17 protein-coding genes are annotated in these 22,606 nt (G+C 63.7%); 9 read left to right on the top strand and 8 right to left on the bottom strand.

Annotation, left to right across the window (positions count from 1 at the left end):
- Positions 1-15 precede the first annotated feature (15 nt).
- Both C7450_RS27525 and C7450_RS27520 read right to left on the bottom strand, forming a co-directional pair.
- Positions 16-1,059 carry a glycosyltransferase family 4 protein gene (locus C7450_RS27525; protein WP_110377694.1) on the bottom strand — a complete coding sequence of 348 codons (1,044 nt, stop codon included), beginning with the start codon at positions 1,057-1,059 and terminating at the stop codon, positions 16-18.
- Positions 1,059-1,832, bottom strand: coding sequence for a UDP-2,3-diacylglucosamine diphosphatase (locus tag C7450_RS27520; protein ID WP_245450147.1), 774 nt, complete (start codon positions 1,830-1,832; stop codon positions 1,059-1,061). The genes C7450_RS27525 and C7450_RS27520 overlap by 1 nt, the downstream gene beginning before the upstream one ends.
- Before the next feature lie 372 nt (positions 1,833-2,204).
- Between C7450_RS27520 and C7450_RS27515 the strand changes: the two genes are divergently transcribed.
- The 4 genes from C7450_RS27515 (at position 2,205) to C7450_RS27500 (ending at position 5,637) form a co-directional block, all read left to right on the top strand.
- Positions 2,205-3,140, top strand: coding sequence for a DMT family transporter (locus tag C7450_RS27515; RefSeq protein WP_245450145.1), 936 nt, complete (start codon positions 2,205-2,207; stop codon positions 3,138-3,140).
- 277 nt (positions 3,141-3,417) lie between these two features.
- Positions 3,418-4,086, top strand: a complete 669-nt coding sequence (gene thiE, locus C7450_RS27510) for a thiamine phosphate synthase (RefSeq protein ID WP_110377693.1) — start codon at positions 3,418-3,420, stop codon at positions 4,084-4,086.
- 45 nt (positions 4,087-4,131) lie between these two features.
- Positions 4,132-4,941: a bifunctional hydroxymethylpyrimidine kinase/phosphomethylpyrimidine kinase gene (thiD, locus tag C7450_RS27505; RefSeq protein ID WP_110377784.1), complete on the top strand. Its 810-nt coding sequence runs from the start codon at positions 4,132-4,134 to the stop codon at positions 4,939-4,941.
- A gap of 78 nt (positions 4,942-5,019) precedes the next feature.
- Entirely contained in the window at positions 5,020-5,637 is a 618-nt protein-coding gene (locus C7450_RS27500; RefSeq protein WP_110377692.1) for a helix-turn-helix domain-containing protein, read from the top strand.
- 337 nt (positions 5,638-5,974) lie between these two features.
- Here C7450_RS27500 and C7450_RS27495 read toward each other — a convergent pair whose 3' ends face one another.
- The 5 genes from C7450_RS27495 to C7450_RS27475 form a co-directional block, all read right to left on the bottom strand.
- On the bottom strand, positions 5,975-6,898 hold the full coding sequence (locus C7450_RS27495) for a c-type cytochrome (protein WP_110377691.1): 924 nt from the start codon (positions 6,896-6,898) through the stop codon (positions 5,975-5,977).
- Positions 6,899-7,022: 124 nt separating this feature from the next.
- Positions 7,023-7,475, bottom strand: coding sequence for a c-type cytochrome (locus C7450_RS27490; RefSeq protein WP_170147475.1), 453 nt, complete (start codon positions 7,473-7,475; stop codon positions 7,023-7,025).
- Between the two features lie 87 nt (positions 7,476-7,562).
- A complete protein-coding gene (locus C7450_RS27485; protein WP_110377689.1) occupies positions 7,563-9,875 on the bottom strand; it encodes a xanthine dehydrogenase family protein molybdopterin-binding subunit in 2,313 nt (770 codons plus the stop codon).
- Positions 9,876-9,895: 20 nt separating this feature from the next.
- Entirely contained in the window at positions 9,896-13,090 is a 3,195-nt protein-coding gene (locus C7450_RS27480; RefSeq protein ID WP_110377688.1) for an efflux RND transporter permease subunit, read from the bottom strand.
- Positions 13,091-13,333: 243 nt separating this feature from the next.
- Complete coding sequence (locus tag C7450_RS27475; RefSeq protein WP_245450143.1) at positions 13,334-14,458, bottom strand: efflux RND transporter periplasmic adaptor subunit; 1,125 nt, start codon at positions 14,456-14,458, stop codon at positions 13,334-13,336.
- Between the two features lie 615 nt (positions 14,459-15,073).
- On the opposite strand from C7450_RS27475, the gene C7450_RS27470 reads away from it, so the two are divergent.
- The 4 genes from C7450_RS27470 to C7450_RS27455 are packed head-to-tail and all read left to right on the top strand — an operon-like array spanning position 15,074 to position 20,459.
- On the top strand, positions 15,074-16,684 hold the full coding sequence (locus tag C7450_RS27470) for a peptide ABC transporter substrate-binding protein (protein WP_110377686.1): 1,611 nt from the start codon (positions 15,074-15,076) through the stop codon (positions 16,682-16,684).
- A 58-nt stretch (positions 16,685-16,742) separates the two neighbouring features.
- Entirely contained in the window at positions 16,743-17,663 is a 921-nt protein-coding gene (locus tag C7450_RS27465) for an ABC transporter permease (protein ID WP_110377685.1), read from the top strand.
- Entirely contained in the window at positions 17,656-18,789 is a 1,134-nt protein-coding gene (locus C7450_RS27460) for an ABC transporter permease (protein WP_110377684.1), read from the top strand. Before C7450_RS27465 ends, C7450_RS27460 begins: the two co-directional genes overlap by 8 nt.
- Positions 18,790-18,830: 41 nt before the next feature.
- Positions 18,831-20,459 (top strand): ABC transporter ATP-binding protein, encoded by a 1,629-nt coding sequence (locus C7450_RS27455; protein ID WP_110377783.1) that lies wholly within the window; start codon positions 18,831-18,833, stop codon positions 20,457-20,459.
- Between the two features lie 271 nt (positions 20,460-20,730).
- Here C7450_RS27455 and lysM read toward each other — a convergent pair whose 3' ends face one another.
- Positions 20,731-21,174 (bottom strand): peptidoglycan-binding protein LysM, encoded by a 444-nt coding sequence (gene lysM / locus C7450_RS27450; protein WP_146227562.1) that lies wholly within the window; start codon positions 21,172-21,174, stop codon positions 20,731-20,733.
- A 223-nt stretch (positions 21,175-21,397) separates the two neighbouring features.
- Between lysM and C7450_RS27445 the strand changes: the two genes are divergently transcribed.
- Positions 21,398-22,474, top strand: a complete 1,077-nt coding sequence (locus C7450_RS27445; protein ID WP_110377682.1) for a cysteine synthase A — start codon at positions 21,398-21,400, stop codon at positions 22,472-22,474.
- The last annotated feature ends 132 nt before the right edge of the window (positions 22,475-22,606 follow it).

Below are 22,606 nucleotides of genomic sequence, written 5' to 3'. Positions count from 1 at the left end.
GGGCGTCTGCCGACCTCACGAGGCGATCGCAAGTCTGCCATCCTCTCCGCCGCCATCTCCGCCATGCGCGAGGCGGATGTTGTCGAGGAACTGACGGGCACTGGCACGCCAGGTGAAAGTCAGCCCATAGGCGCGGCAGCGGTCACGCGGGATCGCCAGCGCCATGAGCGCCGCGCGCTTGAGATCATGATCGAGGACGCCGCATTGCGATGAGCCGATGACGTCGACAGGTCCCGCCACCGGGAAGGCGGCGACAGGCAGGCCGCTCGCCAGCGCCTCGAGCAGCACGATGCCAAAGGTGTCTGTCATGCTGGGAAAGACGAAGACATCCGCGGCCGCATAGACGGCCGCCAGCGCCTCGCCCGTCAGGCTGCCAAGAAAGCGCGCCTCGGGATAAGCCGCCTGCAAGGGAAGCCGTGCGGGGCCGTCGCCCACCACGACTTTCGTGCCTGGCAGATCGAGCCTGAGGAAAGCCTCGATGTTCTTGTCGACGGCGACCCGCCCGACATAGAGGAACACAGGTGCCGGAAAGGGCCTTCCCGCATCGGGCCGAGGCCTGAACAACGACGCGTCAACGCCGCGCGACCAGCGCATCAGCGGCCGGAACCCCCTCGCTGCCAGTTCTCTCTCAATCGTGCCGGTGCTCACCATGATACCGGCGCCGGCATTGTGGAACCGCCTGAGCGCCGCATAACTCCAGGCCATCGGCACCGGCAGACGCGCCGCGAGATATTCCGGGAAGCGCGTGTGATAGCTCGTCGTGAAAGGCAGGCCTCCATTCAGACAGGCGCGCCGCGCGGCGAGCCCGATCGGCCCCTCGGTCGCGATATGCACGAAATCCGGTTTGAGCGCCGCCATCCTGCGCTTGACCGGCGCAGCAAAGGCGACAGCCAGCCTGATCTCGGGATAGCTGGGCATCGGCCAGGTTCTGAACATGTCGGGCGTCAGAAAGGCGATCTCCGCACCGAGCGCCGGTGCCTCGCGCGCCACATGCTCAAGCGAGCGCACGACACCGTTGATCTGTGGGTGCCAGGCATCCGTTGCGACGAGGACGCGCATCAGGCTGCGGCCTCCTGAAGCGGAATAACGGCGCTTGGCTCCGTCGAGCGCCCCCAATGCACGATCTCGAAGCGGCCGTCATAATGCTCGACGAGAGCCGTGCAGGATTCCACCCAGTCGCCCGTATTGATGTAGCGGACGCCATAGTCGTCATGCATCGTGGCGTGGTGGATATGGCCGCAGATGACACCCTGCGCCTCATGGCGGCGCGCCTCCGAGGCGAGCAGCTCCTCAAAGCGGCCTATGTAATTCACCGCATTCTTGACCTTGAGCTTGGCCCAGGAGGACAACGACCAATAGGTCAGGCCGAGGCGACGGCGCGCGGCGTTGAGATAGGTGTTCACGAAAAGGGCGAAGCCGTAGGCGCGATCGCCGAAGAAGGCGAGCCAGCGCGCATGGCGCACCACCATGTCGAATTGATCGCCATGCGTGACAAGATACCGGCGGCCATTCGCGGCTTCATGGATTGCATAGTCCATGATCAACACGCCGCCGAAGTTCGATCCGACGTAATCACGAAGAAACTCATCATGATTACCGGGAATATAGATGATCTGGCAGCCTTTGCGTGCTTTGCGCAACAGCTTCTGCACGACGTCGTTATGCGCCTGCGGCCAGTACCACTTCTGTTTCAGGCGCCAGCCATCGACCATGTCACCGACCAGATAGATCGTGTCGGCGTCGTGGACACGCAGAAAATCGAGAAGCAAATCCGCCTGACATCCCTTGGTGCCGAGATGCACGTCAGAGATGAACAGGGCTTTCGTTCGCAAAACGTCGTTCCGCAAGGCTCCAGCCTTCCGCGTCAGCTTGCTCGGATCACGGCGCGCGTGCAACCGTGTTGGCCACCAGAAACCTGATTCCGATTGCAGTTTCGTGACGCGGGATAAAGCGTGGATCAAAAATGCCAAAAGCCCGGCGTGATCAGATGATGGCAGGATTATGACTTAATATGGACATCGTTAACAAGAATAAACCATATTTATTCTTGAACTCGCAATAGATCCATTAATTTCCTCTTAAAAGAAACTTGACGCAATACGCACCATCGCGCCGGACGCATAGCTGACCTGCCGCTTTCGATCTTGGCTCTCCAGGAGCTGCCCATTATGAAAGCAGCATCTGCATGAATTTGGTCTTCAGCCGTGAACCCCCTCCTAGGAATATCGCTCAAGGTCGTATCGGCGCTGTTTTTCACGCTGATGGCCGCGGGCATCAAAAGCGTCGGTCAGGATTTCCCGACCGGCCAGATCGTGTTCTTCCGCTCCTTCTTCACCATCCTGCCACTCATCGTCTGGCTCGGCTTTCGCCGCGAGATCGTGGCGTCGATGCGCACGGAGAACATCGGCGGACATATCAAGCGCGGGCTCATCGGCGGCTGCGGCATGTTCCTGGGCTTCGCGGCGCTCGCCAAGCTGCCTCTGTCGGATGCGATCGCCATCGGCTATATCGCGCCGCTGCTGGTGGTCGTCCTGGCGGCGATCTTCCTGCGGGAGAAGGTTCAGGCTTATCGCTGGCTGGCGGTCTCAATCGGGTTCGTCGGCGTGCTCGTGATGCTGACCCCCCATGTCGCATCGAGCGCGCTGATGTCGGGTACGGCGTCCTCGGCCGTCACCATCGGCCTCGTCTTTGCCCTCCTGGGGGCGTTCTGCAACGCCAGCACGACCATCGAGGTCCGCAAGCTCGTCAATACCGAGCGCACAGGCTCCATCGTCTTCTATTTCGTGGTGCTGATGAGCACGCTTGGTCTGAGCACGATCCTGCTCGGCAACTGGGTCCTCCCCTCACCCCGTGAGTTTGCCCTGTTCGTCGCCATTGGCGTCGCCGGCGGCATCGGCCAGATCCTGCTCACCATGAGCTACAGGCATGCCGACACGTCGCTGATCGCGCCGTTCGAGTACACCACGATGATCTGGGCCTGCCTGATCGGCTGGTTCCTCTTCGCGGAGCTTCCGGTGCCTGCGGTCGTCTTCGGCTCGGGCATCATCATCGCCTCGGGCGTGTTCCTGGTGTGGCGCCAGCATCACCACAGCTACGCCGAGCGCGCCGCCCGCAAGGCGGGACCTACCCATACCGTTTGAGCTGACCTCCCTGCTCAATCGCCTTGATGCCGCGGCGGATCATCCGTCGCGGCTCTTTTTTTGTATGGGGGGTGCGGGTTCCTGCCCCTGCCTTCTTGGGGTGACTGCGAAGGCGAGGCGCGATCGTTATGCCCGCAACAGCTTGCCAAGGCGCGCTCTTCTTGCCATGACCCATCGTGCAAAACCGCCCGCAAGGGACGGCGAGACCCATTGCAATGGTCGCCTTCCGCCGTTGACGTCGGGGGAGTGATCCGGACACCGGCAAACGAGGGTAGTGATGCCACACGTCGACCTACGCGTTTATGCGATCCTCGATCCCAAACGCACGAAGGGACGCCCGTTGCCCGAGCTTGCCCGGGCGGCGGTCGACGGCGGCGCGACGCTGCTGCAATACCGGGACAAGGACAGCGAGACGCGCCAGCTTGTCGAGACGGCGCGCGCCATCCGCGCCGCAGTTGCCGGCGCCGGCGTGCCGCTGCTGATCAACGACCGTGTCGATGTCGCTCTTGCCGCCGGCGCGGAAGGCGTCCATATCGGCCAGAGCGACATGATGGTCACCGATGCGCGCCGCCTTCTCGGCCCCGAGGCGATCATCGGATTGACGCTGAAGACGGAAGCCGACGCGCGCGGCATGGAGGGCCTGCCCCTCGATTACGGCTGCATCGGCGGCGTCTTTGAAACGGTCAGCAAGATCAATCCGGAACTGCCGCTCGGTACGCGCGGTTTCGCCAGTGTCGCCGCCGTCGCCCGCGCAGCGGCCCCGGGCAAAGCGATCGGCGCCATCGCCGGGATCGACCCGACCAATGCCGCGGCGATCATCGCCGCCGGCGCGGATGGGGTGGCCGTGATATCCGCGCTGTTCATGCAGAACGACGTCGCGGCAGCCACGGCCCGGCTGCGCGCCATCGTCGATGAGGCGCTCGCCGCACGCGGCGGGCTGACCTGAGTTTTTGGCACCAGACGGCGAAGTGACCTTATGGGAGTTGAGTTCATGACACCGATCGCGGTCACCATCGCCGGCTCCGATTCCGGTGGCGGCGCAGGCATTCAGGCCGACCTGAAGACCTTCTCGGCGCTTGGCGTCTACGGCGCCAGCGTCATCGCCGCCCTGACCGCCCAGAATACGCACGGCGTCCGCGGCATCCACGATGTCCCGCCGGAGTTCGTCACCGCCCAGATCGACGCCGTGTTCTCCGATCTCACCGTCGCGGCGGTCAAAATCGGCATGCTGTCGCAGGCCGGCGTCATCGCCGCCGTTGCGGAGGGGCTGGAGCGGTATCGCCAGCGGCAGGTGGTGCTCGATCCTGTCATGGTGGCCACCAGCGGAGACCGGCTGCTGGCACCCGACGCCATCGCCGCGCTCCGTCGGACGCTCATTCCACGAGCCCGCATCATCACGCCGAACCTGCCCGAGGCCGCCGCGCTCGTCGACAGACCCATCGCGCGCAATGAGGACGACATCATCGCGCAGGGTAGGCTCATCCTCGCGCTTGGCCCCGAAGCCGTATTGATCAAGGGGGGCCACGGCGATGGCCCGGACAGCGTCGACCTCCTGCTCGACCGCAACGGGATGCATCGTTTCAGCGCGCCCCGCATCGCGACCCGCAATACCCACGGGACAGGCTGCACTTTGTCCTCGGCCATCGCCGCGGGGCTGGCGAAGGGACTCGATCTCAACACCGCCGTCGGCGAAGCCAAATCCTATGTCACAGCGGCGCTCGCGGCTGCCGACCAGCTCACCATCGGCTCCGGCCATGGTCCCGTGCATCACTTTCACCGGTGGTGGACGAACAAGGCTTGATTGATCCGCACGAGGCGGTCACATTGCGTCCGTCATAGCAAACGCTTGTTCGCTATTCCGAAATTATGGGGCATCTGGATGGCCGTCGAAGGCAAGGATCGCACGCGAGAGATGGAGGCTGGCGCGCAGCTCTTGTCTGGCCAACTCGGCAAGACGGTGCAGCGGCTGCGCAAGGCCTATAATCTGTCGCTGTCGGAGCTCGCGGAGCAGTCGGGCGTTGCCAAATCGATCATCAGCCAGATCGAGCGTAACGAGACCAATCCGACGCTCGCGACCATCTGGCGCCTGAGCCAGGCCCTCGATGTGTCGATCGAGCGCGTTCTCGCCTCCGGCGACGACGAGCCCTTCATCGAGAAATCATCGCGAGCCGATACGCCGATTCTCGTCTCCGACGACGGGCGCATGCGGCTTGCCATCATCGGCTGGATCAAGACCGTCGAATGGCTGCAATGGTACGATATCCAGGCTGATCCCGGCGCCGTGCTGGAATCCGAAGCGCACCAGCGCGGCTCGATCGAGTGCCTGTCGGTCATTGAAGGCGAGTTCACGGTCGAGGTCGCCGGTGTCCTCCAGTTCGCCCGGGCCGGCGAAAGCCTGCGCTACCGCTGCGACCGTCCGCATACCGTGCGCTGCACCAGCGACGGCCCGGCGCGCGCCGTCATGGTCTGCATTCTCAAGGCAGCGGTGATGGACTGAGGCTGAAGCGACATTCAAGATTTGCCGCAAGATTTGCCGCAAGAGTTACCGCCGTCATCACCGGGCTTGTCCCGGTGATCCCGATCGGAATGGCGCTTCGATAGATCGGGATGGCAACGGAACTCGGCTGTTGCCGAGTTCCGCGTTGGACACATTGAAGTCGGGCAAGCCCGACTTCAATGACGAGCCCGGCCATGACGGCTGAAGGTGCTGAATCGCGGTTAATTCTGAAGCGCATTCGGTAAACACCAATTCACCAAATGCCTTCATGCTCTTGTTGTCACGCTTTCTGTTCAGGCTAGCCAGCGTTCACGTCGCTCGACAATGCTCTAACGCGTCAGTTGGCGCGCGGCGTCGCCGTCCGTGGCGGCAAGGACAGGATGTACTCGGCCATCGCCTCGCGATCGGCGGCACTGAGCTGGGAGGTCCCGGCCACCACGGCCGCCATGCTGCCGCCGACCGAGTCGAAGGTCGGCGTGAAACCCGTGGTCAGGAGCTCAACGAGCTCCTCCTTCGACCACTTGCCGATCCCGGTCGCCTCGTCCGGCGTGATATTGGGAACATAGCCGCGCCCTTCCGGATGGGGCCCTCCGGCAAAGCGTCTGTCAGCGACAATGCCTCCAAGCGCATCGCGCGGGCTGTGGCACTCCGCGCAATGGGCGACAGCCTCGACGAGATAGGCGCCCCGGTTCCAGGACGCGCTGCGTTGCGGATCGGGCTTGAACACCTCGCCATCGAGGTAGAGGATTTTCCAGAAGCCGACGCCGCGCCTGATGGCGTATGGAAATTTGAGGTCGTGGCCGGGCGCCTGCCCCTCGACCGGCGGCAAGGTCTTGATGAAGGCGAAGAGATCGCGCAGGTCGCGCGCCGTCATCCGCTGAAAGGAGGCATAGGGAAACGCCGGATAGAGATGCCGGCCGTCAGGGTCCTCACCCGCATGCATCGCCCGCGCGAACTGCTCGACCGTCCAATTGCCGATGCCGTCGCGCGTATCGGGCGAGATGTTCGGCACATGGAACGTGCCGAAACCGAATGTCATGGCGAGCCCACCGCCGAGCCTCAGCTTGTCGTCCTGCCCGGGCGTCGCATGGCAGCCCATGCAGTCGGCTGCCATGAAAAGGCTGCGGCCATTGTCCAGGTCCGGCGCATCCGTGGGAATAGGCCCGATATCCTGCGATTGCCAGCGGGGGCTCGTCAGCACCCAGAAACCGCCCGCGCCGATGATCGCAAGCAGAATCAGACCGCTCAGAAGCCGTTTCATGGCCACCTCGACAGATACGGCCCCCGGGGATCATCCTGGACCGATTCGACGGTAAGGGCTGGGATAGGTCTTCGTGCGCTACGGCCCGTTAGCGCTATCCCAGAACCCGACCGGCATTCACGCTTCAGTTCTGCTTGACGCGGAAACCTTCGTGGCAGGCACCGCAGGTGCGACCGACCGCAGCAAAGGCAATCTTGAACGACTCAAGGTCCTTTGTCTCGGCGAGACCCTTGCGCGCTTCGGCGCCGAATTTCGCCAGCGCCGCATCGAACCCGGCGCGATCGTCCCAGATCTTCGGGGACGCCGCCGTCTTGCCGGTCTTCGAGCTTTCGGGAAAGAGCTTACCCAAGTTGTCGGCGGTGTGAATATAGGTGTTGAACACCTGCTGGGCCTTTGCAAGATCGAAGGGCTCCTGCCCACGAACCATGCCGGCGCCGATGCGCGAAGCTTGCCCGTTGTTCTTCATCTCCTGCTGCCGCGCGGCAATGGGATCCGTCTGCGCGATACCGACCGTTACGCCAAGCAATAAACCCGCAGCAACCAAAGCACTTCGAATCATGAGCTTTTCCCGGACCATAGAGACCATCGCTCATGATTAACATCGAACTGGACGTATTCTAATGACGACCTTGTGAACGGTTGTCATTACCACAGGGTGCGGCATTTACGCCGCGGCCACGTCCGCCTCGGACAGGACCGCGAAGATACGGTCCGGCGTCGCCGGCATATCGATATGCATGATGCCCGTGGCACGCTGCAGGGCATCGACCACCGCGTTAATCACCGCAGGGCAGGCGCCGATCGCGCCCGCCTCGCCGGCGCCCTTCATGCCGAGCGCATTGGTGGTCGAGGGAACGTTGCGCGTCGAGAAGGAGAAGGATGGAATGAGATCGGCACGCGGCACGCCGTAGTCCATCATCGACGCAGTGATGAGCTGGCCGTCGGCGTCGAACATTGTGCGCTCGAGCAACGCCTGCCCGATGCCCTGCGCGGCGCCACCATGCACCTGTCCGGCAAGAAGCAGCGGGTTCATCGCCCGGCCGAAGTCATCGACAACGGTATAGCGCTGGATTTCAACCGTGCCCGTATCGGGATCGATCTCCAGCTCGCAGATGTGGCTGCCGTTGGGATAGGTCGGCTCCGGCGGCGTCCATGCCTCGGCGGACGTCACCGCCGCCGGCGTCGCGGACGGGAGCGCCGCGATCTCGCTCAAGGCCATCGCCCGGTCCGTGCCGGCAATACGGATGCGCCCGCCTTCGATCTCCAGATCGGCGACGCCGGCCTCGAGAGCCTCGGCCGCCAGCCGCTTGAGCTTGTCCGCAAGGTCGTCGCTGGCGCGCGCCAGCGCCGCGCCGCCCACCGGGATCGAGCGCGAGCCACCCGTCCCGCTTCCCGTCGCGACGGTGTCGGTATCGCCCTGGAGCACGGCCACCGCGTCCAGCGGCACGTCGAAATACTCCGAGACGATCTGCGCATAGGCCGTCGCGTGGCCCTGCCCGTTCGACTGCGTGCCGATCGCGACCTTGAAGGAGCCATCCTTTTCCAGGCTGACCGTCGATGCTTCGGCACCGCCACCGGAACAGGCCTCGATATAGGTGGCAAGCCCGATGCCGCGCAGCCGGCCTGCGCGCCGGGAGGCCTTCAGCCGGTCCTTGAAGCCGGCCCAGTCGGCCTTCTCCATCGCCTCGCGCATATGCCCCTCGAACTCGCCGGTGTCATAGAGACGGCCCGTCTGGGTGCGATGCGGCATGGCCGACGGCTTGATGAAATTCAACGCCCGGATCTTGTCCGGCGTCGAGCCGATCGTGCGCGCGATATGATCGACGAGGCGCTCGATCATATAGGCCGCCTCCGGACGGCCGGCGCCGCGATAGGCATCGACCGGCGTGGTGTTGGTATAGACGCCGCGCACCCGCCCGAAGAAGGCCGGAATGTCATAGCATCCCGGCGACATGCGGATCCCCTCGGTCGGGATATAGGGCGCGTATTGCGAAAGATAGGCGCCGATATCGGCGCGCAGATCGACCTTGAGGCCGAGAAAACGCCCTCTCTTGTCGAGGGCCATTTCGGCCCGTGTGGCATTCGCCCGCCCATGGGTATCGGCGAGGAAATGTTCGCCCCGGCCGGCCACCCAGCGGACGGGCCGCCCCAGCCGCTCGGCGGCCACCGCGCAGAGCGGATATTCGCGATACATGAAGATCTTCGTGCCGAAGCCGCCGCCGACATCCGGCGTGATGACGCGGATCCGCGACGGATCGACCTTCAGGAGGTTCTTCGCGAGGTTGTCGCGGATGTCATGGCTGCCCTGGCTGCCCAGGGTGATGGTCCAGCGGCCGCTCTCCCTGTCGTATTCGGCGAGGCAGGCGCGGGTCTCCATATAGTTGGAGACGAGGCGGTTGTTGACGATGTCGAGGCCGACCACGCGATCGGCCTTGGCGAAGATCGCATCGATCGCCGCCTCGTCGCCGATCTTCGTCTCGAAGGCGATGTTGTTGCCGAGCTCAGGCCGCACGAGAGGAGCGCCCTCAGCCAGCGACGCATCGATCTCGACGGCGGCCGGCAGCGGCTCCCAGTCCACGACGATCGATTCGGCGGCCTCCTGGGCCTGAAGTTCCGTTTCGGCCACGACGAAGGCGACCGCATCGCCCACATGCAGCACCACGTCCCGTGCCAGCACCGGATAGGAAGTGCGATTGAGCGGCGAGCCATCATGGTTCTTCACGCCGGCAAGGCACTGCAAGTCGCCGATCTCGGCGATGTCGGCAGCCGTCAGGATCATCAGCACGCCGGGCATCGCGCGCGCCGTCGCCAGATCCGCGATGCTGAAACGCGCATGAGCATGGGGACTGCGCAGCACGACCGCCTGCGCCGTGCCTTCCGGAAGAATGTCGGAGGTATAGGTGCCGACACCGGTAATGAAGCGAAGGTCTTCGAGACGACGGGCAGGCTGACCAATACCGAACTTACGTGCCGTCATCGTCTCGACCTCCTATGGCTTCATGCGTGCGTCGACGCCGTTGGCTCCTCGGCCACCTTGTCGCGGCTCGGTCGCAGCCAGAGGGTCAGCGACCTCAGGACCACGTAGAACACCGGCGTCAGGAACAACCCGAAGAATGTCACACCGGTCATGCCGAAGACAACCGCCGTTCCCAGTGCCTGGCGCATTTCCGCACCCGGACCTTGTGCAATCGCCAACGGAATGACGCCCAGGATGAAGGCGAAGGCCGTCATCAGGATCGGGCGCAAACGCAGACGACACGCCTCGACCACAGCCGCCACCGGTCCGTTGCCGTGATTCTCCGCCTGGCGCGCGAACTCGACGATCAGAATCGCGTTCTTTGCCGCCAGGCCAACCAGCACCACGAAGCCGATCTGCGTCAGGATGTTGTTGTCCATCCCGCGGATCATCACGCCCACGAGCGCCGACAGCACCGCGAGCGGCACGATCAGCACGATGGCAAGCGGCAGCGTCCAACTCTCGTATTGCGCGGCAAGCACGAGGAACACGAAGAGCACCGCCAGGGCGAAGATGAAGACGGCGGTATTGCCGGCCTGCTGCTCCTGGAAGGCGATGTCGGTCCACTCGTAGCTGATGCCGGGCGGCAAGAGTTCGTCCGCGATGCGCTCCATGGCGGCGATGCCGGCGCCAGAGGACACGCTCGGCGCCGTATCGCCCTGGATCGGCACGCTCGTGTACATGTTGTAGCGCTGGATCAGGTTGGGGCCGGCCACATTGCTGACCTCGATCAGCGAGCCGAGAGGAACGAGCCCACCGGAAGCGTTGCGGACCTGGAGGCGTGAAATCTGGTCGGTCTCGATGCGGAAACGCGCATCCGCCTGGGCGCGCACCTGGTAGATGCGGCCGAAGGCGTTGAAGTCGTTCACATAGACCGAGCCGAGATTGACCTGCAGCGCCTCGAAGATGTTGGAAACCGGCACGTCCAGCATGCGCGCCTTGGTGCGATCGATGTCGATATAGACCTGCGGCGTGTTGGCGCCGAAGGTCGTGAAGACGCGCACGAGGTTCGGATCCTGGTTGGCCCGCGCGATGATGTCGCCGGCGGCCGCAAGAACCTGACGCACGCCGACGCCGTTGCGATCCTCGAGCTGCATCTTGAAGCCGCCCGCATTGCCGAGGCCCTGGACCGGCGGCGGCGGAATGGCGATCGTGAAGGCCTCCTGGATCGCCTGGAGACGCCCGACGAGCACGCCGGCGATGCTGTTGGCCGTCTGGCCCTTCGCCAGGCGCTCCTCGAAGGGATCGAGCGGGGTGAACACGACGGCCGAGTTGGACGACACCGTGAAGGTGGAGCCATCGATGCCTGGCACGCCGATCACGTTGGCGACGCCCGGCACGTCCAGCGCGATCTTGGTCGCCTTCTGCACCACCGCGTCCGTACGCTCGAGCGAGGCCCCCGGCGGCAACTGGACGACCATGATGAGATAGCCCTGGTCCTGGGCCGGGATGAAGCCGGTCGGAACGATACGGCTCGAGTGAACCGTTGCGGCGATGAGCCCGCCGTAGATGCAGAGGGCAACGAGAAGGGTGAGCTTGTGGCCGACGATGCCTTTGACGGTGCGGGCGTAGCCGTTGGACGTGCGGTCGAAACCGCGGTTGAACTTCCCGCCCAGCCAGCTGCCGATCCGCACCAGGGGATTGCGTGACCTGTGATGGGGATCGTGCGCCTTCAGGAGAAGGGCGCAAAGCGCCGGCGACAGCGTCAGCGAGTTGAAGGCGGAGATGATCGTCGACGCCGCGATCGTCAGCGCGAACTGCTGGTAGAAGCGGCCGGAGATGCCGGGAATGAAGGCCGTCGGGATGAACACCGCTGACAGCACCAGCGCAATGGCGATGAGGGCGCTGCCCACCTCGTCCATGGTGCGATGCGCCGCGTCCCGCGGTGACAATCCGAGCGAAATGTTACGCTCGACGTTCTCCACCACGACGATCGCATCATCGACCACGATGCCGATGGCGAGCACGAGGCCAAACAGGGTCAGCGTATTCAGGGAGAAGCCGAAAGCCGCCATCATGGCGAAGGTGCCGATCAGCGACACAGGAATGGCGATGATGGGAATGATCGCCGTTCGCCAGGATTGCAGGAAGACCAGAACCACGATGACGACCAGGATGACCGCCTCGAACAGGGTCTTGTAGACCTCGTTGACGCTGGCCTGGATATAGTTCGTCGGGTTGTAGACGATGGCATAGTCCATCCCCGCGGGGAAGTCCTTCTTCAACTCCTCCATCTTGGCGATGACGTCGTTGGAGGCCTGCAGCGCGTTGGTCCCGGGACGCTGGAAGACGCCGATGGCGACCGTTTCCTTGCCGTTGAGATAGGAACTGGTGGTGTAGTCGCGTGCGGCAAGCTCGATCCGCGCGACGTCGGACAGCCGGACGAGACGCCCCGCCTCGCCGGCCTTCACGATGATATTGTTGAACTGCGAGACATTGCTGAACCGCCCCTGCGTCTGCACGGTCAGCTGGAATGCCGACTTGGCATCGGCCGTCAGCGGCGGCGCCCCGAGCGCGCCACCCGACACCTGGACGTTCTGCTCCTGCAGCGCAGCGACGATATCGCCGCCCGTCAGGCCATAGGAGGCGAGCCGGTTCGGATCGAGCCACACCCGCAGCGAATATTCGCGCGCGCCGAAGACCTGGATGTCGCCCACGCCGTCGAGGCGCAGCAGCGCATCGCGCACGCGCATCAGGGCATAGTTGGAGAGATAGAGCTGATCGAACGCATCATTCGGGGACTGGATGTTGACGATCATCAAGAAGTCGGACGACGCCTTGCGGGTGACGATGCCGAGCTGCCGCACTTCCTGGGGCAGGCGCGGCTCGGCGACCGCCACGCGGTTCTGCACGAGGACGTTCGCCTGGTCGAGGTCCGTACCGATCTTGAAGGTGATCGTCAGCGTCATCGAGCCGTCGGAGGCGGAATAGGAAGACATGTAGAGCATGTCCTCGACGCCGTTGATCTCCTGCTCGATGGGGGTCGCGACCGTCGCGGCGACGGTCTCGGCATTTGCGCCGGGATAGGTCGCGCGCACCGTGATCGTCGGCGGCGCAATCTCCGGATACTGCGCGATCGGCAGTGCGATATAGGAGATATAGCCGACGATGACCAGGATGATGGACAGGACCGATGCAAAGATCGGACGATCGACGAAGAAATGCGTGAACTTCATCGGAAAAAATTCCCCAGAGCATTTTCGAGCGAAGCGGACACCGTTCGCGTGAAGAAAATGCGTAGAAACAAAGACGTGAAGCATATCCGGTGAACCGGAGTTCACCGGATATGCTCTAGCGTACAGGCGGCCAACCGACAGGCCTAAGGACCCGCCGCGCCGTCATGCCAGTCCTGTCGGGAAAGGCACGGTTTGACTGTCAATCCGCCACCTCCGTCACGCGACGGGGCGGCGACCTCACCGCTATCGCTTCGGCGGCAAGGTGCTCATCTGCGGGGTGACCTTGCCGCCAGGCCGCACGCGCTGCAGGCCGACGACAACGATCGTCTCATCCCCCTTCAAGCCGTCGCGGATGACGCGGTAGCCATCGGACTTCGGGCCGAGGCGTACGATGCGCGGCGAGACGGTGCCGTCATCCGCAACGGCCCAGACAAGGCGGCGGTCCTGATCGGTCGCGATCGCCTCGTCCGGCACGAGGACAGCTTCATATTCCGGCGATCCCGGAAACAGCACGCGCCCGAACAGGCCAGGGGAGATCTTGAAATCAGGATTCGTGACGATGGCGCGCGCCCGCATCGTACCGGTCGCCTGGTCCATGCGGTTGTCGACGAAATCGAGCGTACCTGCGTGGCTCGGCTCGCGTTCGTCCGTCAGCGCAATCTTCACCTCGACCGGCCGCGTCTTCGTCATGCTGTCAGCAACGAGGTTGAACACCTTGTTGTAGGCAAGGAACGACCGCTCATCGATATCGAAATAGAAATAGATGGGGTCGCGCGACACGATGGTTGTCAGCAACGTGGTGTTCGCCGTCACCAGATTGCCGACACTGACCAGCTTGCGGCCGATTCGCCCGGAGATGGGTGCCCGGATTTCGGTGAATTCATAGTCGAGCCGCGCCTGGCGCACCGCCGCCTCGGCCCCGTCGATATCGGCCTTCGCCGTGAGGAAGTTCTGCTGGCGCTGATCGAGAAGCTGGTCCGAAATGTTGCCGGACCGCGACAACGACTGCGCGCGCTCCAGGTCCGCCTGGGCGAACTTCAAGCGCGCCTGGGCAGACACCAGCGTGGCTTCCGCCTGATCCAGCGTCGCCTTGAAGGGGCGACGGTCGATGACGAACAAAAGATCGCCCTTGTTGACGTAAGCGCCATCTTCGAAGTCGACGGATTGGAGATAGCCGCCCACGCGGGAGCGAATCTCGACGGCGTCGATCGGCTCGAAACGCCCGGTGAACTCATCATAATCGATGATCTTCCTGACGAGCGGCTTGGCAACAGTCACCGGCGGCGGAGCCCCGCCCGGCTGTTGCGCCGACGCCGACGCAAGACCGGCGACGAAAAACGCCGCCGCAAAGAAAGAACGAGCAAACATTCTGGTTTGCATGACTTCTGCCCTGTCTCGACGGTCGGCGACTTCAAAGCCAAGCAAACGACACGCCCCAAAAATTGTGCCATATACGTGCCGCACTTCAGCCAAATTACAAGTGCGTGAGCGCACATAAGTATCGGCACACGCTGCAGCGCACAATGCCGAAACCCTCATCGTTGTGCCTATTTGCGCAGGGTGTGTTCAAAAGGCGCGACGCGGACCAATCGTCCGCGCGGCTGGCGACAGGCCCCACTCGCGCGAGCCAATCCGCGAAATCGCCGCGATAGGGCTCCCGTAGCCGATGCCCTGCCTGCCGCATCAGCGCCACGGCCTGCGCGGAACGGGCACCGGCCTTGCAAGAGAATACGATCCGCCGGCCGCGCCCACCCGGGATGGCCGGCCTTGGGGAATTGTTGTCGGAATTGTTACCGGGCCTCAGCGCGCCAGTTTGCAAATCGCCAGATCGGAAATCCGCAAGTCTCGTCAAATCATACCCGCCCGCGTTAACTATAACGCCGTCATGACATGGGCATCGTCGCGACAAAGTCTGGTGAAAGCCGTTGCCAAAGGCGCTGACGTAGCGCAGATTTCAGCCATTCGGAGACGGTGGGCGGTATCATGAACAAGAGTTGGCAATCATTAACGGGATATCTTCGCGTCGGTCTTGTGGCAGCTTTGGCCACAGGCGCGCTCATCACTGGCGCATCCGCCGAAGTCACCTATCGGCGTGGCAACGCCGGCGACCCGAAGACACTGGACCAGCACCAGACCTCGATCGACGTCGAGGCCAATATCCTGCGCGATCTCTACGATGGCCTGCTCGCTTATGATTCCCGCGGCAAGGTGACGCCAGCGGCCGCCGCAAGCTGGAGCATTTCCCCGGACGGCAAGGTCTATACCTTCAAGCTGCGCGAGAACGGCAAATGGTCGAACGGCGATCCGGTCAAGGCATCGGATTTCGTATTCTCCTTCCGCCGCATGCTCGATCCGCAGACGGCCGCCCGCTATGCCGCCCTGCACTACCCCATCAAGAACGCCCGTGCGGTCAATCGCGGCGAACTTCCGCCTGCCGAGCTCGGCGTGAAGGCGATCGATGACAAAACGCTCGAGATTACGCTCGAGCAGCCGACCCCGTACTTCCTGGAGCTGTTGACGCACCAGACAGCGCTGCCCTTGCATCAGGCCAGCGTCGAGAAATACGGCAAGGACTTCGTCAGACCCGGCAACCTCGTCTCGAACGGTGCCTTCAAGCTCTCCGAGTTCGTCCCGAGCGACCACATCAAGGTCGTGAAGAACCCGAACTACTTTGATGCCAAGGACGTGAAAGTCGATACCGTGATGTTCTATCCCACCGAGGATAGCGCCGCCGCGGTGCGCCGCTTCATGGCCGGCGAGCTGGACACCAACTACCAGTTCCCCATCGACCAGCTGAACTTCCTCAAGCAGAAGCTCGGCAGCCAGGTGCGCACGGCCCCTTATCTGTCGATCGAGTACTACGCCACCAATGTCCAGAAGCCGCCGTTCAACGACCCGCGCGTGCGGCACGCCTTGTCTCTGGCCATCGACCGTGACTTCCTCGCTGAGAAGACCTGGGGTGGCGCGGCCGTGCCGGCCTATCGCATGACCCCGCCCGGGCTGCAGAACTACACGCCGCCCGAGATTGCGGCGGCCGGCGAGACGCAGCTCGATCGCGAGGACAAGGCCAAGGAACTCATCAAGGCTGCCGGTTACGGCCCGGGGCAGAAGCCGCTCAAGATCGAGATCCGCTACAACACCAACGACAGCAACAAGAACACCGCAACCGCCGTCGCCGATATGTGGAAGTCGGTGCTGGGCGCCGAGGTCACGCTCCTTAACAGCGACATCAAGAGCCACTACGCCTATCTGCAGAACAAGGGGGATTTCGACATTGCCCGCGCCGGCTGGGTGGGGGACTATGCCGATCCGCAGAATTTCCTGTTCCTTGGCCTGTCGGATAACGCGGTCAGCAATTATTCGCGCTACAAGAACCCCGACTACGACGCGCTCCTCAAAAAATCCGACGAGACCGGCGATCAGGCCGCGCGCATGAAAATCCTGTCGGACGCGGAAGCCATGTTCATGAAGGACGAGCCGGTCATCCCGCTGATCTATCGCTCGTCGCTTCACCTCGTCTCACCGAAGGTAAGTGGCTATGAGGACAACGTGCAGAACGTGCATCGCAGCCGCTATATCAGCATAGCACCTTGACCCGGGCTTTAGCCCCCGCCACAAGGCGGGGGCTATCCTGTTCAGCGAGCGGGGGGCCATGCTCATCTATACATTGCGACGGCTGGCCAGTGCCGTTCCGACGTTGTTCATCATCGTCACGGTGGCCTTCTTTCTCGTGCGCTTCGCGCCGGGCGGCCCATTCGACATGGAGCAGCCCGTGGCGCCCCAGGTGCTGGAGAACCTGAAGCGCGCCTATAGTCTCGATCAACCCCTCTTCTACCAGTATCTCGACTACCTCGGGAAACTGGTCCGCGGCGACCTCGGGCCGAGTTATTCGGCGCTTGACTTCACCGTCGGCGAGATGCTCATGCGGGGTCTGCCCTACTCCATCTCGCTCGGCTTCGGCGCCCTTATCCTGGCCGTCTTCGGGGGCGTGACGGCCGGCGTCGTGGCGGCCCTGCACCAGAACTCGGCCAGCGACTACTCGGTCATGACGGTCGCAACCGTCGGTGTCACCGTGCCGAATTTCGTGGTGGGGCCACTGCTCCAACTCGTCTTCGGCCTGATGCTCGGCCTGCTCCCCCTCGGCGGATGGGGCGGCGGCGACCTCAGCCATCGCATTCTGCCGACCATCGCACTTGCCCTCCCACAGATGGCCGTCATCGCCCGGCTGACACGCGGCGCGATGATCGAGGCGCTCAGGGCCGACCATATCCGCACGCTCCGCGCCAACGGGCTGTCGAACAGCATCATCATCACCCACGCCCTGCGCGGCGCGCTCCTGCCCGTGATCTCCTATCTCGGTCCTGCGGCCGCCGCGCTCGTCACCGGCTCTGTCGTCATCGAGAAGATCTTCGCCATTCCGGGCGTCGGCGCCTATTTCGTGGATGGCGCCCTGAACCGCGACTACACCCTCGTGATGGGGACCGTCGTGATGCTCGCGGGCTTCGTCGTGGTTTTCAATCTCATCGTCGACCTGCTCTATGCTGCCCTCGATCCACGGGTGCGCTATGAGTGACACAGCCCTCGCCCCGCCCGGCGACACGTCGGCGTCTGCCGGCCGCAGCCTTGCGACCTTGGCGATCCTGCGCCTGCGGCGCAACCGCGCGGCCGTCGTCAGCTTCATCGTCCTCATCGCGATCACGCTGTTCTGTGTCGTCGGCCCGTGGCTGTCGCACCATGCCTATGATCAGGTCTACCGGTCCTATGTAGGCTTGCCACCGAGCCTGAGCCCCTACCCTGCGCAGAACACGCTGGAAGATGCGATGCGGGGCGCGCTGGACCGCGCCCGCATCGGCATGCGCGACTTTACCATCTCCGGCTCGACCTTCAGGGTCACGCTGACCTCGCCCAATCCGATCGACCCGCGCAACACGCGCTATATCGACCGTGTCGACCAGTTCCGCGATGCCAAGGTGGTCGCAACGGAAGATGGCGGCAAAAGCCTCGTCGTCGAAGGCACGGTGCAGCGCCAGCTGTTCCTGATGGGAACGGACCTCGCCGGGCGGGACCTGATGACGCGCATCATGGTCGGCGGCCGGGTGTCGCTGCTCGTCGGCCTCCTCGCCACCTTCGTCAGCCTGGTGATCGGCGTCAGCTATGGCGCGGCGGCCGGCTTTTTCGGCGGACGCATCGACATGGTGATGATGCGTGTCGTCGATGTGCTCTATTCCCTGCCCTTCGTCTTCTTCGTGATCCTGCTCGTCGTCTATTTCGGCCGGGATTTCGTGCTGATCTTCGTCGCCATCGGCGCGGTCGAATGGCTCGACATGGCGCGCATCACCCGGGGACAGACGCTCGCCCTGAAGCGCCGGGAGTTCGTGGAAGCCGCCCATGCGCTCGGCGTTTCGGAGCTTTCGATCCTGCGCCGGCATATCATTCCCAACCTATTGGGACCGGTCGTCGTCTTCATGACGCTGATGGTGCCGAAGATCATCCTGCTGGAGAGCTTCCTCTCCTTCCTCGGGCTCGGCGTGCAGGCGCCGCTGACCAGTTGGGGCGTGCTCATCGCCGAGGGCGCCAACAACATCCAGAACGCGCCCTATCTCATCATATTTCCCGCCATTTTCTTCGTGTCCACGCTGTTCGCCCTGAATTTCATCGGGGATGGCCTGCGCGACGCCCTAGACCCGCGAGACCGCTGATGGTTGCGCAGAGCCTCGTCCCGGCCGAGCGCCGCGAAGCGATGAACGAAGACCTCAAGGATCCCATTCTCGCGATCCGCAATCTGAAGGTGGCTTTCGCGACCTATGACGGCGTCGTGGAAGCCGTGAAGGGCATCGACATCGATATCGGCGCCGGCGAGACGGTGGCGATCGTCGGCGAGTCCGGCTCGGGCAAGAGCCAGACGATGATGGCGACCATGGGCCTCCTGGCCGCCAACGGCCAGGCGCAGGGGTCGATCCGCTACCGGGGCGAGGAACTGCTCGGCCTGCCGCCCAAGGCGCTCAACCGCTATCGCGGCAAGACCATCGCGATGATCTTCCAGGAGCCGATGACGTCGCTCGATCCCCTGTTCAAGATCGAGCGGCAGCTCATCGAGCCGCTGATGGCCCATTCGGGCCTGAGCCGCAGCGCCGCCCGCGCCCGCGCCATCGAGCTCCTGACAAAGGTGGAGATCCCGAACCCGGCCGAGCGCATCGACTCCTATCCGCACGAAATGTCCGGCGGCCAGCGCCAGCGTGTCATGATCGCCATGGCACTGGCCAACAAGCCCGATGTGCTCATCGCCGACGAACCGACGACGGCGCTCGATGTCACCGTGCAGGCCCATATCCTGGAGCTGCTGCGCGGTCTCCAGCATGAATTCGGCATGGCCATCGTCTTCATCACCCACGATCTCGGCATCGTGCGACGTTTCGCAGACCGCACCTACGTCATGCGCCAGGGCGTGGTGGTCGAACAGGGCGACACCGGCGAGCTGTTCACGAAGCCGCGCGACGCCTACACCAAGATGCTGATCGAGGCGGAACCCGCGGGCCGCAAGGCACCCGTTCCGCCGGACAGCGCCATCGTCCTGTCCGCGCAGGGCATGCGTGTCACCTTTCGCCAGCGGCGCGGCCTGTTCGGCACCGATGTTCGCACCGTCGAGGCGGTGAAAGGCATCGACCTCACGGTTCGCCGTGGCGAAACCATCGGCATCGTCGGAGAATCGGGGTCCGGCAAGTCGACGCTCGGGCGGGCGATCCTCGGCCTCGTGCCTGCCGACGGCGCGGTGCGCTACGACGGCGCGCTCATCCACCCGACCGATCGGCACGCCATGCGGCCACTCCGGCGGCATCTGCAACTCGTTTTCCAGGATCCCTACGGGTCACTGTCGCCCCGCCTGACAGCGGGCGAAATCGTCACGGAAGGCCTCCTGGTGCACGAACCCGGGATCAGCCGCGCCGAGCGTGACCGGCGGGCGGCGGGCGCCTTCGAGGAGGTCTGGCTCGATCCCGCCACGCGCCATCGCTTTCCGCACGAGTTTTCCGGCGGGCAGCGCCAGCGCATCGCCATCGCGCGCACCATGATTCTCAAGCCGACGCTCGTCGTCCTCGACGAGCCGACGTCGGCCCTCGACAGATCGGTGCAGAAATCGATCGTCGAGCTGCTGCGGCATCTCCAGACGAAATACGGGCTCGCCTATCTGTTCATCAGCCACGACCTCGCCGTCGTCCGCGCCCTCTCCGACGAGATCCTCGTGATGAAACAAGGCGCGGTCGTCGAGCGCGGCACCGTCGACACGATCTTCACGAACGCGCGGGAAAGCTATACGCGCGAACTCATCGCCGCCGCCTTCCTCGACAATCCCGACGGGCGCAGCTTCACATAGAGGGCGAGGGTTCAAGAGACATTCAAGGATGGCTCAGTGGACACCATCGTCATCACCGGGCTTGTCCCGGTGATCTCGATCGGAAGGGCGATTCTATTCATCGAGATGGCCGGGACAAGCCCGGCCATGACGGCTGCGAACGCTGGATGCGATTGAACACCTAGACCGTAATGGTTTCCGTCCAAACGCAGCATGCTCTCATAACGCCACCACCAAAATGACGCAGCCTCCCCGTGTGGGGGAGGCCGTCAGTCACATCCCCTGCTGGCGATCAGAGGGCGGGAATGCGCAGAACCTGACCCGGGTAGATCTTATCCGGGTGGCTCAGCATCGGCTTGTTGGCTTCGAAGATCACGGTATATTTGGCACCATTGGCCTTGCCGTAATTGGCCTCGGCGATCTTCCAGAGCGTATCGCCCTTCTTCACCGTATACATGACCGCCGCGGCGGTTTCCTTCTCGACCATGAGGCCATCATCGACGCTCGCGACACCGATCGTGTTGCCAAGTGCCAGGATGATCTTTTCCGCTTCTTCGGTCGATACGGCCTTGCCCTTGACAGAAACCTTGTCGCCATCGACGGCGATTTCAAGACCGTCAGCCTTCAGGCCATTCTTCTCGATCTCTTTCTTCAGCTCTTCAGGCGTGGCGGCTTTCGCCTCGCTGGCGCCGAAGAGCTTTTCACCGGCCTCCTTGATGAAGCTGAACAATCCCATTGCATCTCTCCCTGCGCGTTCATGTGCGGCTGGGATGCCGCACGCCCAACCATAACGCACCATATCGGGACTTGTGCCGTCTGTCCTGTGACAGTCTCAACACCGAGCATAAATTACATGATTAATCTGTTTTTATGACGCTCATCCGCGTTCTCATGGACAATGGCCCGATGCTATCCTATCTGGATGGAGTTCCGTCGCAGTCCACCGGGAGGCTTCCGCCATGTCCTTAGCTCCAAGGTCCTTAGCTCCAAGGTCCTTTGCCCCAGGGTCCTTTGCCCCCAGCGTGATCGATCTCATCGGCAACACGCCGCTGATCCGCCTCAAGCGCGCGTCGGAGCTCACGGGCTGCACCATTCTCGGCAAGGCCGAGTTCCTCAACCCCGGTCAATCGGTGAAGGACCGTGCGGGGCTTTACCTGATCAAGGACGCCGTCGCGAAGGGCGAGCTGCGCCCCGGTGGCACGATCGTTGAGGGCACGGCCGGCAATACGGGCATCGGCCTTGCCGTGGTGGCGAACGCGCTTGGCTTCCGGACAGTCATCGTCATCCCCGCGACGCAATCGCAGGAGAAGAAGGACGCGCTGCGCCTCCTTGGCGCCGAGCTCATCGAAGTGCCGGCGGCGCCCTACGCCAATCCGAACAACTACGTGAAGGTCGCCGGCCGGCTGGCGGAACAGCTCGCGGCCGAGACGCCGGAAGGCGCGGTCTGGGCCAACCAGTTCGACAATGTAGCCAACCGCCAGGCGCATCTGGAGACCACCGGGCCGGAGATCTGGGCCCAGACCGACGGCAAAATCGACGGCTTCATCGCCTCCGTCGGCAGTGGCGGCACACTCGCCGGCGTGGGTCTCGCCCTGAAGGAGCGCAACCCGAAGGTGGTGATCGCGCTCGCCGATCCCATGGGCGCCGCGCTGCACAACTATTACACCCATGGCGAACTGAAGTCGGAAGGATCCTCGATCACCGAGGGCATCGGCCAGGGACGCATCACCAGGAACCTCGAAGGCGCGCCGATCGATCTGTCATTTCAGATTCCGGACGCCGAGGCCCTGCCGGTTATCTTCGACCTGCTGCAACACGAAGGCCTGTGCCTCGGCGGCTCCACAGGCATCAACGTGGCGGGGGCGATCCGCCTCGCGCGCCATCTCGGGCCCGGCCACACCATCGTGACGGTGCTCTGCGACTACGGCAATCGCTACCAGTCCAAGCTGTTCAACCCTGTTTTCCTGCGCGAGAAGGGTCTGCCCACCCCGCCCTGGCTGGAGCGTGCGACGACGATCAAGCCGCCGTTGGAGTGAGGCGACCACCCCTTCCGCCAAAGGCAAAGGACGGCAATCCCGCCCCCCGCTCTCGGCCTGAGACCTTGCCAGCGGAGCGGCGGAATGACCATTTGACAATGGGGCCACGACGCCGTGTTGTGCCGGCCATCC

Origin of the sequence: Chelatococcus asaccharovorans (assembly GCF_003201475.1) — a bacterium.
Taxonomy (GTDB): domain Bacteria; phylum Pseudomonadota; class Alphaproteobacteria; order Rhizobiales; family Beijerinckiaceae; genus Chelatococcus; species Chelatococcus asaccharovorans.
This window is presented reverse-complemented; position numbering and strand designations above follow the sequence as displayed.

Bases quoted from the DNA above. Each gene is read 5' to 3' on its own strand.
- C7450_RS27525 (WP_110377694.1), bottom strand. From the start codon at position 1,059: ATGCGCGTCCTCGTCGCAACGGATGCCTGGCACCCACAGATCAACGGT.
- thiE (WP_110377693.1), top strand. From the start codon at position 3,418: ATGCCACACGTCGACCTACGCGTTTATGCGATCCTCGATCCCAAACGC.
- thiD (WP_110377784.1), top strand. From the start codon at position 4,132: ATGACACCGATCGCGGTCACCATCGCCGGCTCCGATTCCGGTGGCGGC.
- C7450_RS27500 (WP_110377692.1), top strand. From the start codon at position 5,020: ATGGCCGTCGAAGGCAAGGATCGCACGCGAGAGATGGAGGCTGGCGCG.
- C7450_RS27495 (WP_110377691.1), bottom strand. From the start codon at position 6,898: ATGAAACGGCTTCTGAGCGGTCTGATTCTGCTTGCGATCATCGGCGCG.
- C7450_RS27490 (WP_170147475.1), bottom strand. From the start codon at position 7,475: ATGGTCCGGGAAAAGCTCATGATTCGAAGTGCTTTGGTTGCTGCGGGT.
- C7450_RS27485 (WP_110377689.1), bottom strand. From the start codon at position 9,875: ATGACGGCACGTAAGTTCGGTATTGGTCAGCCTGCCCGTCGTCTCGAA.
- C7450_RS27480 (WP_110377688.1), bottom strand. From the start codon at position 13,090: ATGAAGTTCACGCATTTCTTCGTCGATCGTCCGATCTTTGCATCGGTC.
- C7450_RS27475 (WP_245450143.1), bottom strand. From the start codon at position 14,458: ATGTTTGCTCGTTCTTTCTTTGCGGCGGCGTTTTTCGTCGCCGGTCTT.
- C7450_RS27470 (WP_110377686.1), top strand. From the start codon at position 15,074: ATGAACAAGAGTTGGCAATCATTAACGGGATATCTTCGCGTCGGTCTT.
- C7450_RS27465 (WP_110377685.1), top strand. From the start codon at position 16,743: ATGCTCATCTATACATTGCGACGGCTGGCCAGTGCCGTTCCGACGTTG.
- C7450_RS27460 (WP_110377684.1), top strand. From the start codon at position 17,656: ATGAGTGACACAGCCCTCGCCCCGCCCGGCGACACGTCGGCGTCTGCC.
- C7450_RS27455 (WP_110377783.1), top strand. From the start codon at position 18,831: ATGAACGAAGACCTCAAGGATCCCATTCTCGCGATCCGCAATCTGAAG.
- lysM (WP_146227562.1), bottom strand. From the start codon at position 21,174: ATGGGATTGTTCAGCTTCATCAAGGAGGCCGGTGAAAAGCTCTTCGGC.
- C7450_RS27445 (WP_110377682.1), top strand. From the start codon at position 21,398: ATGTCCTTAGCTCCAAGGTCCTTAGCTCCAAGGTCCTTTGCCCCAGGG.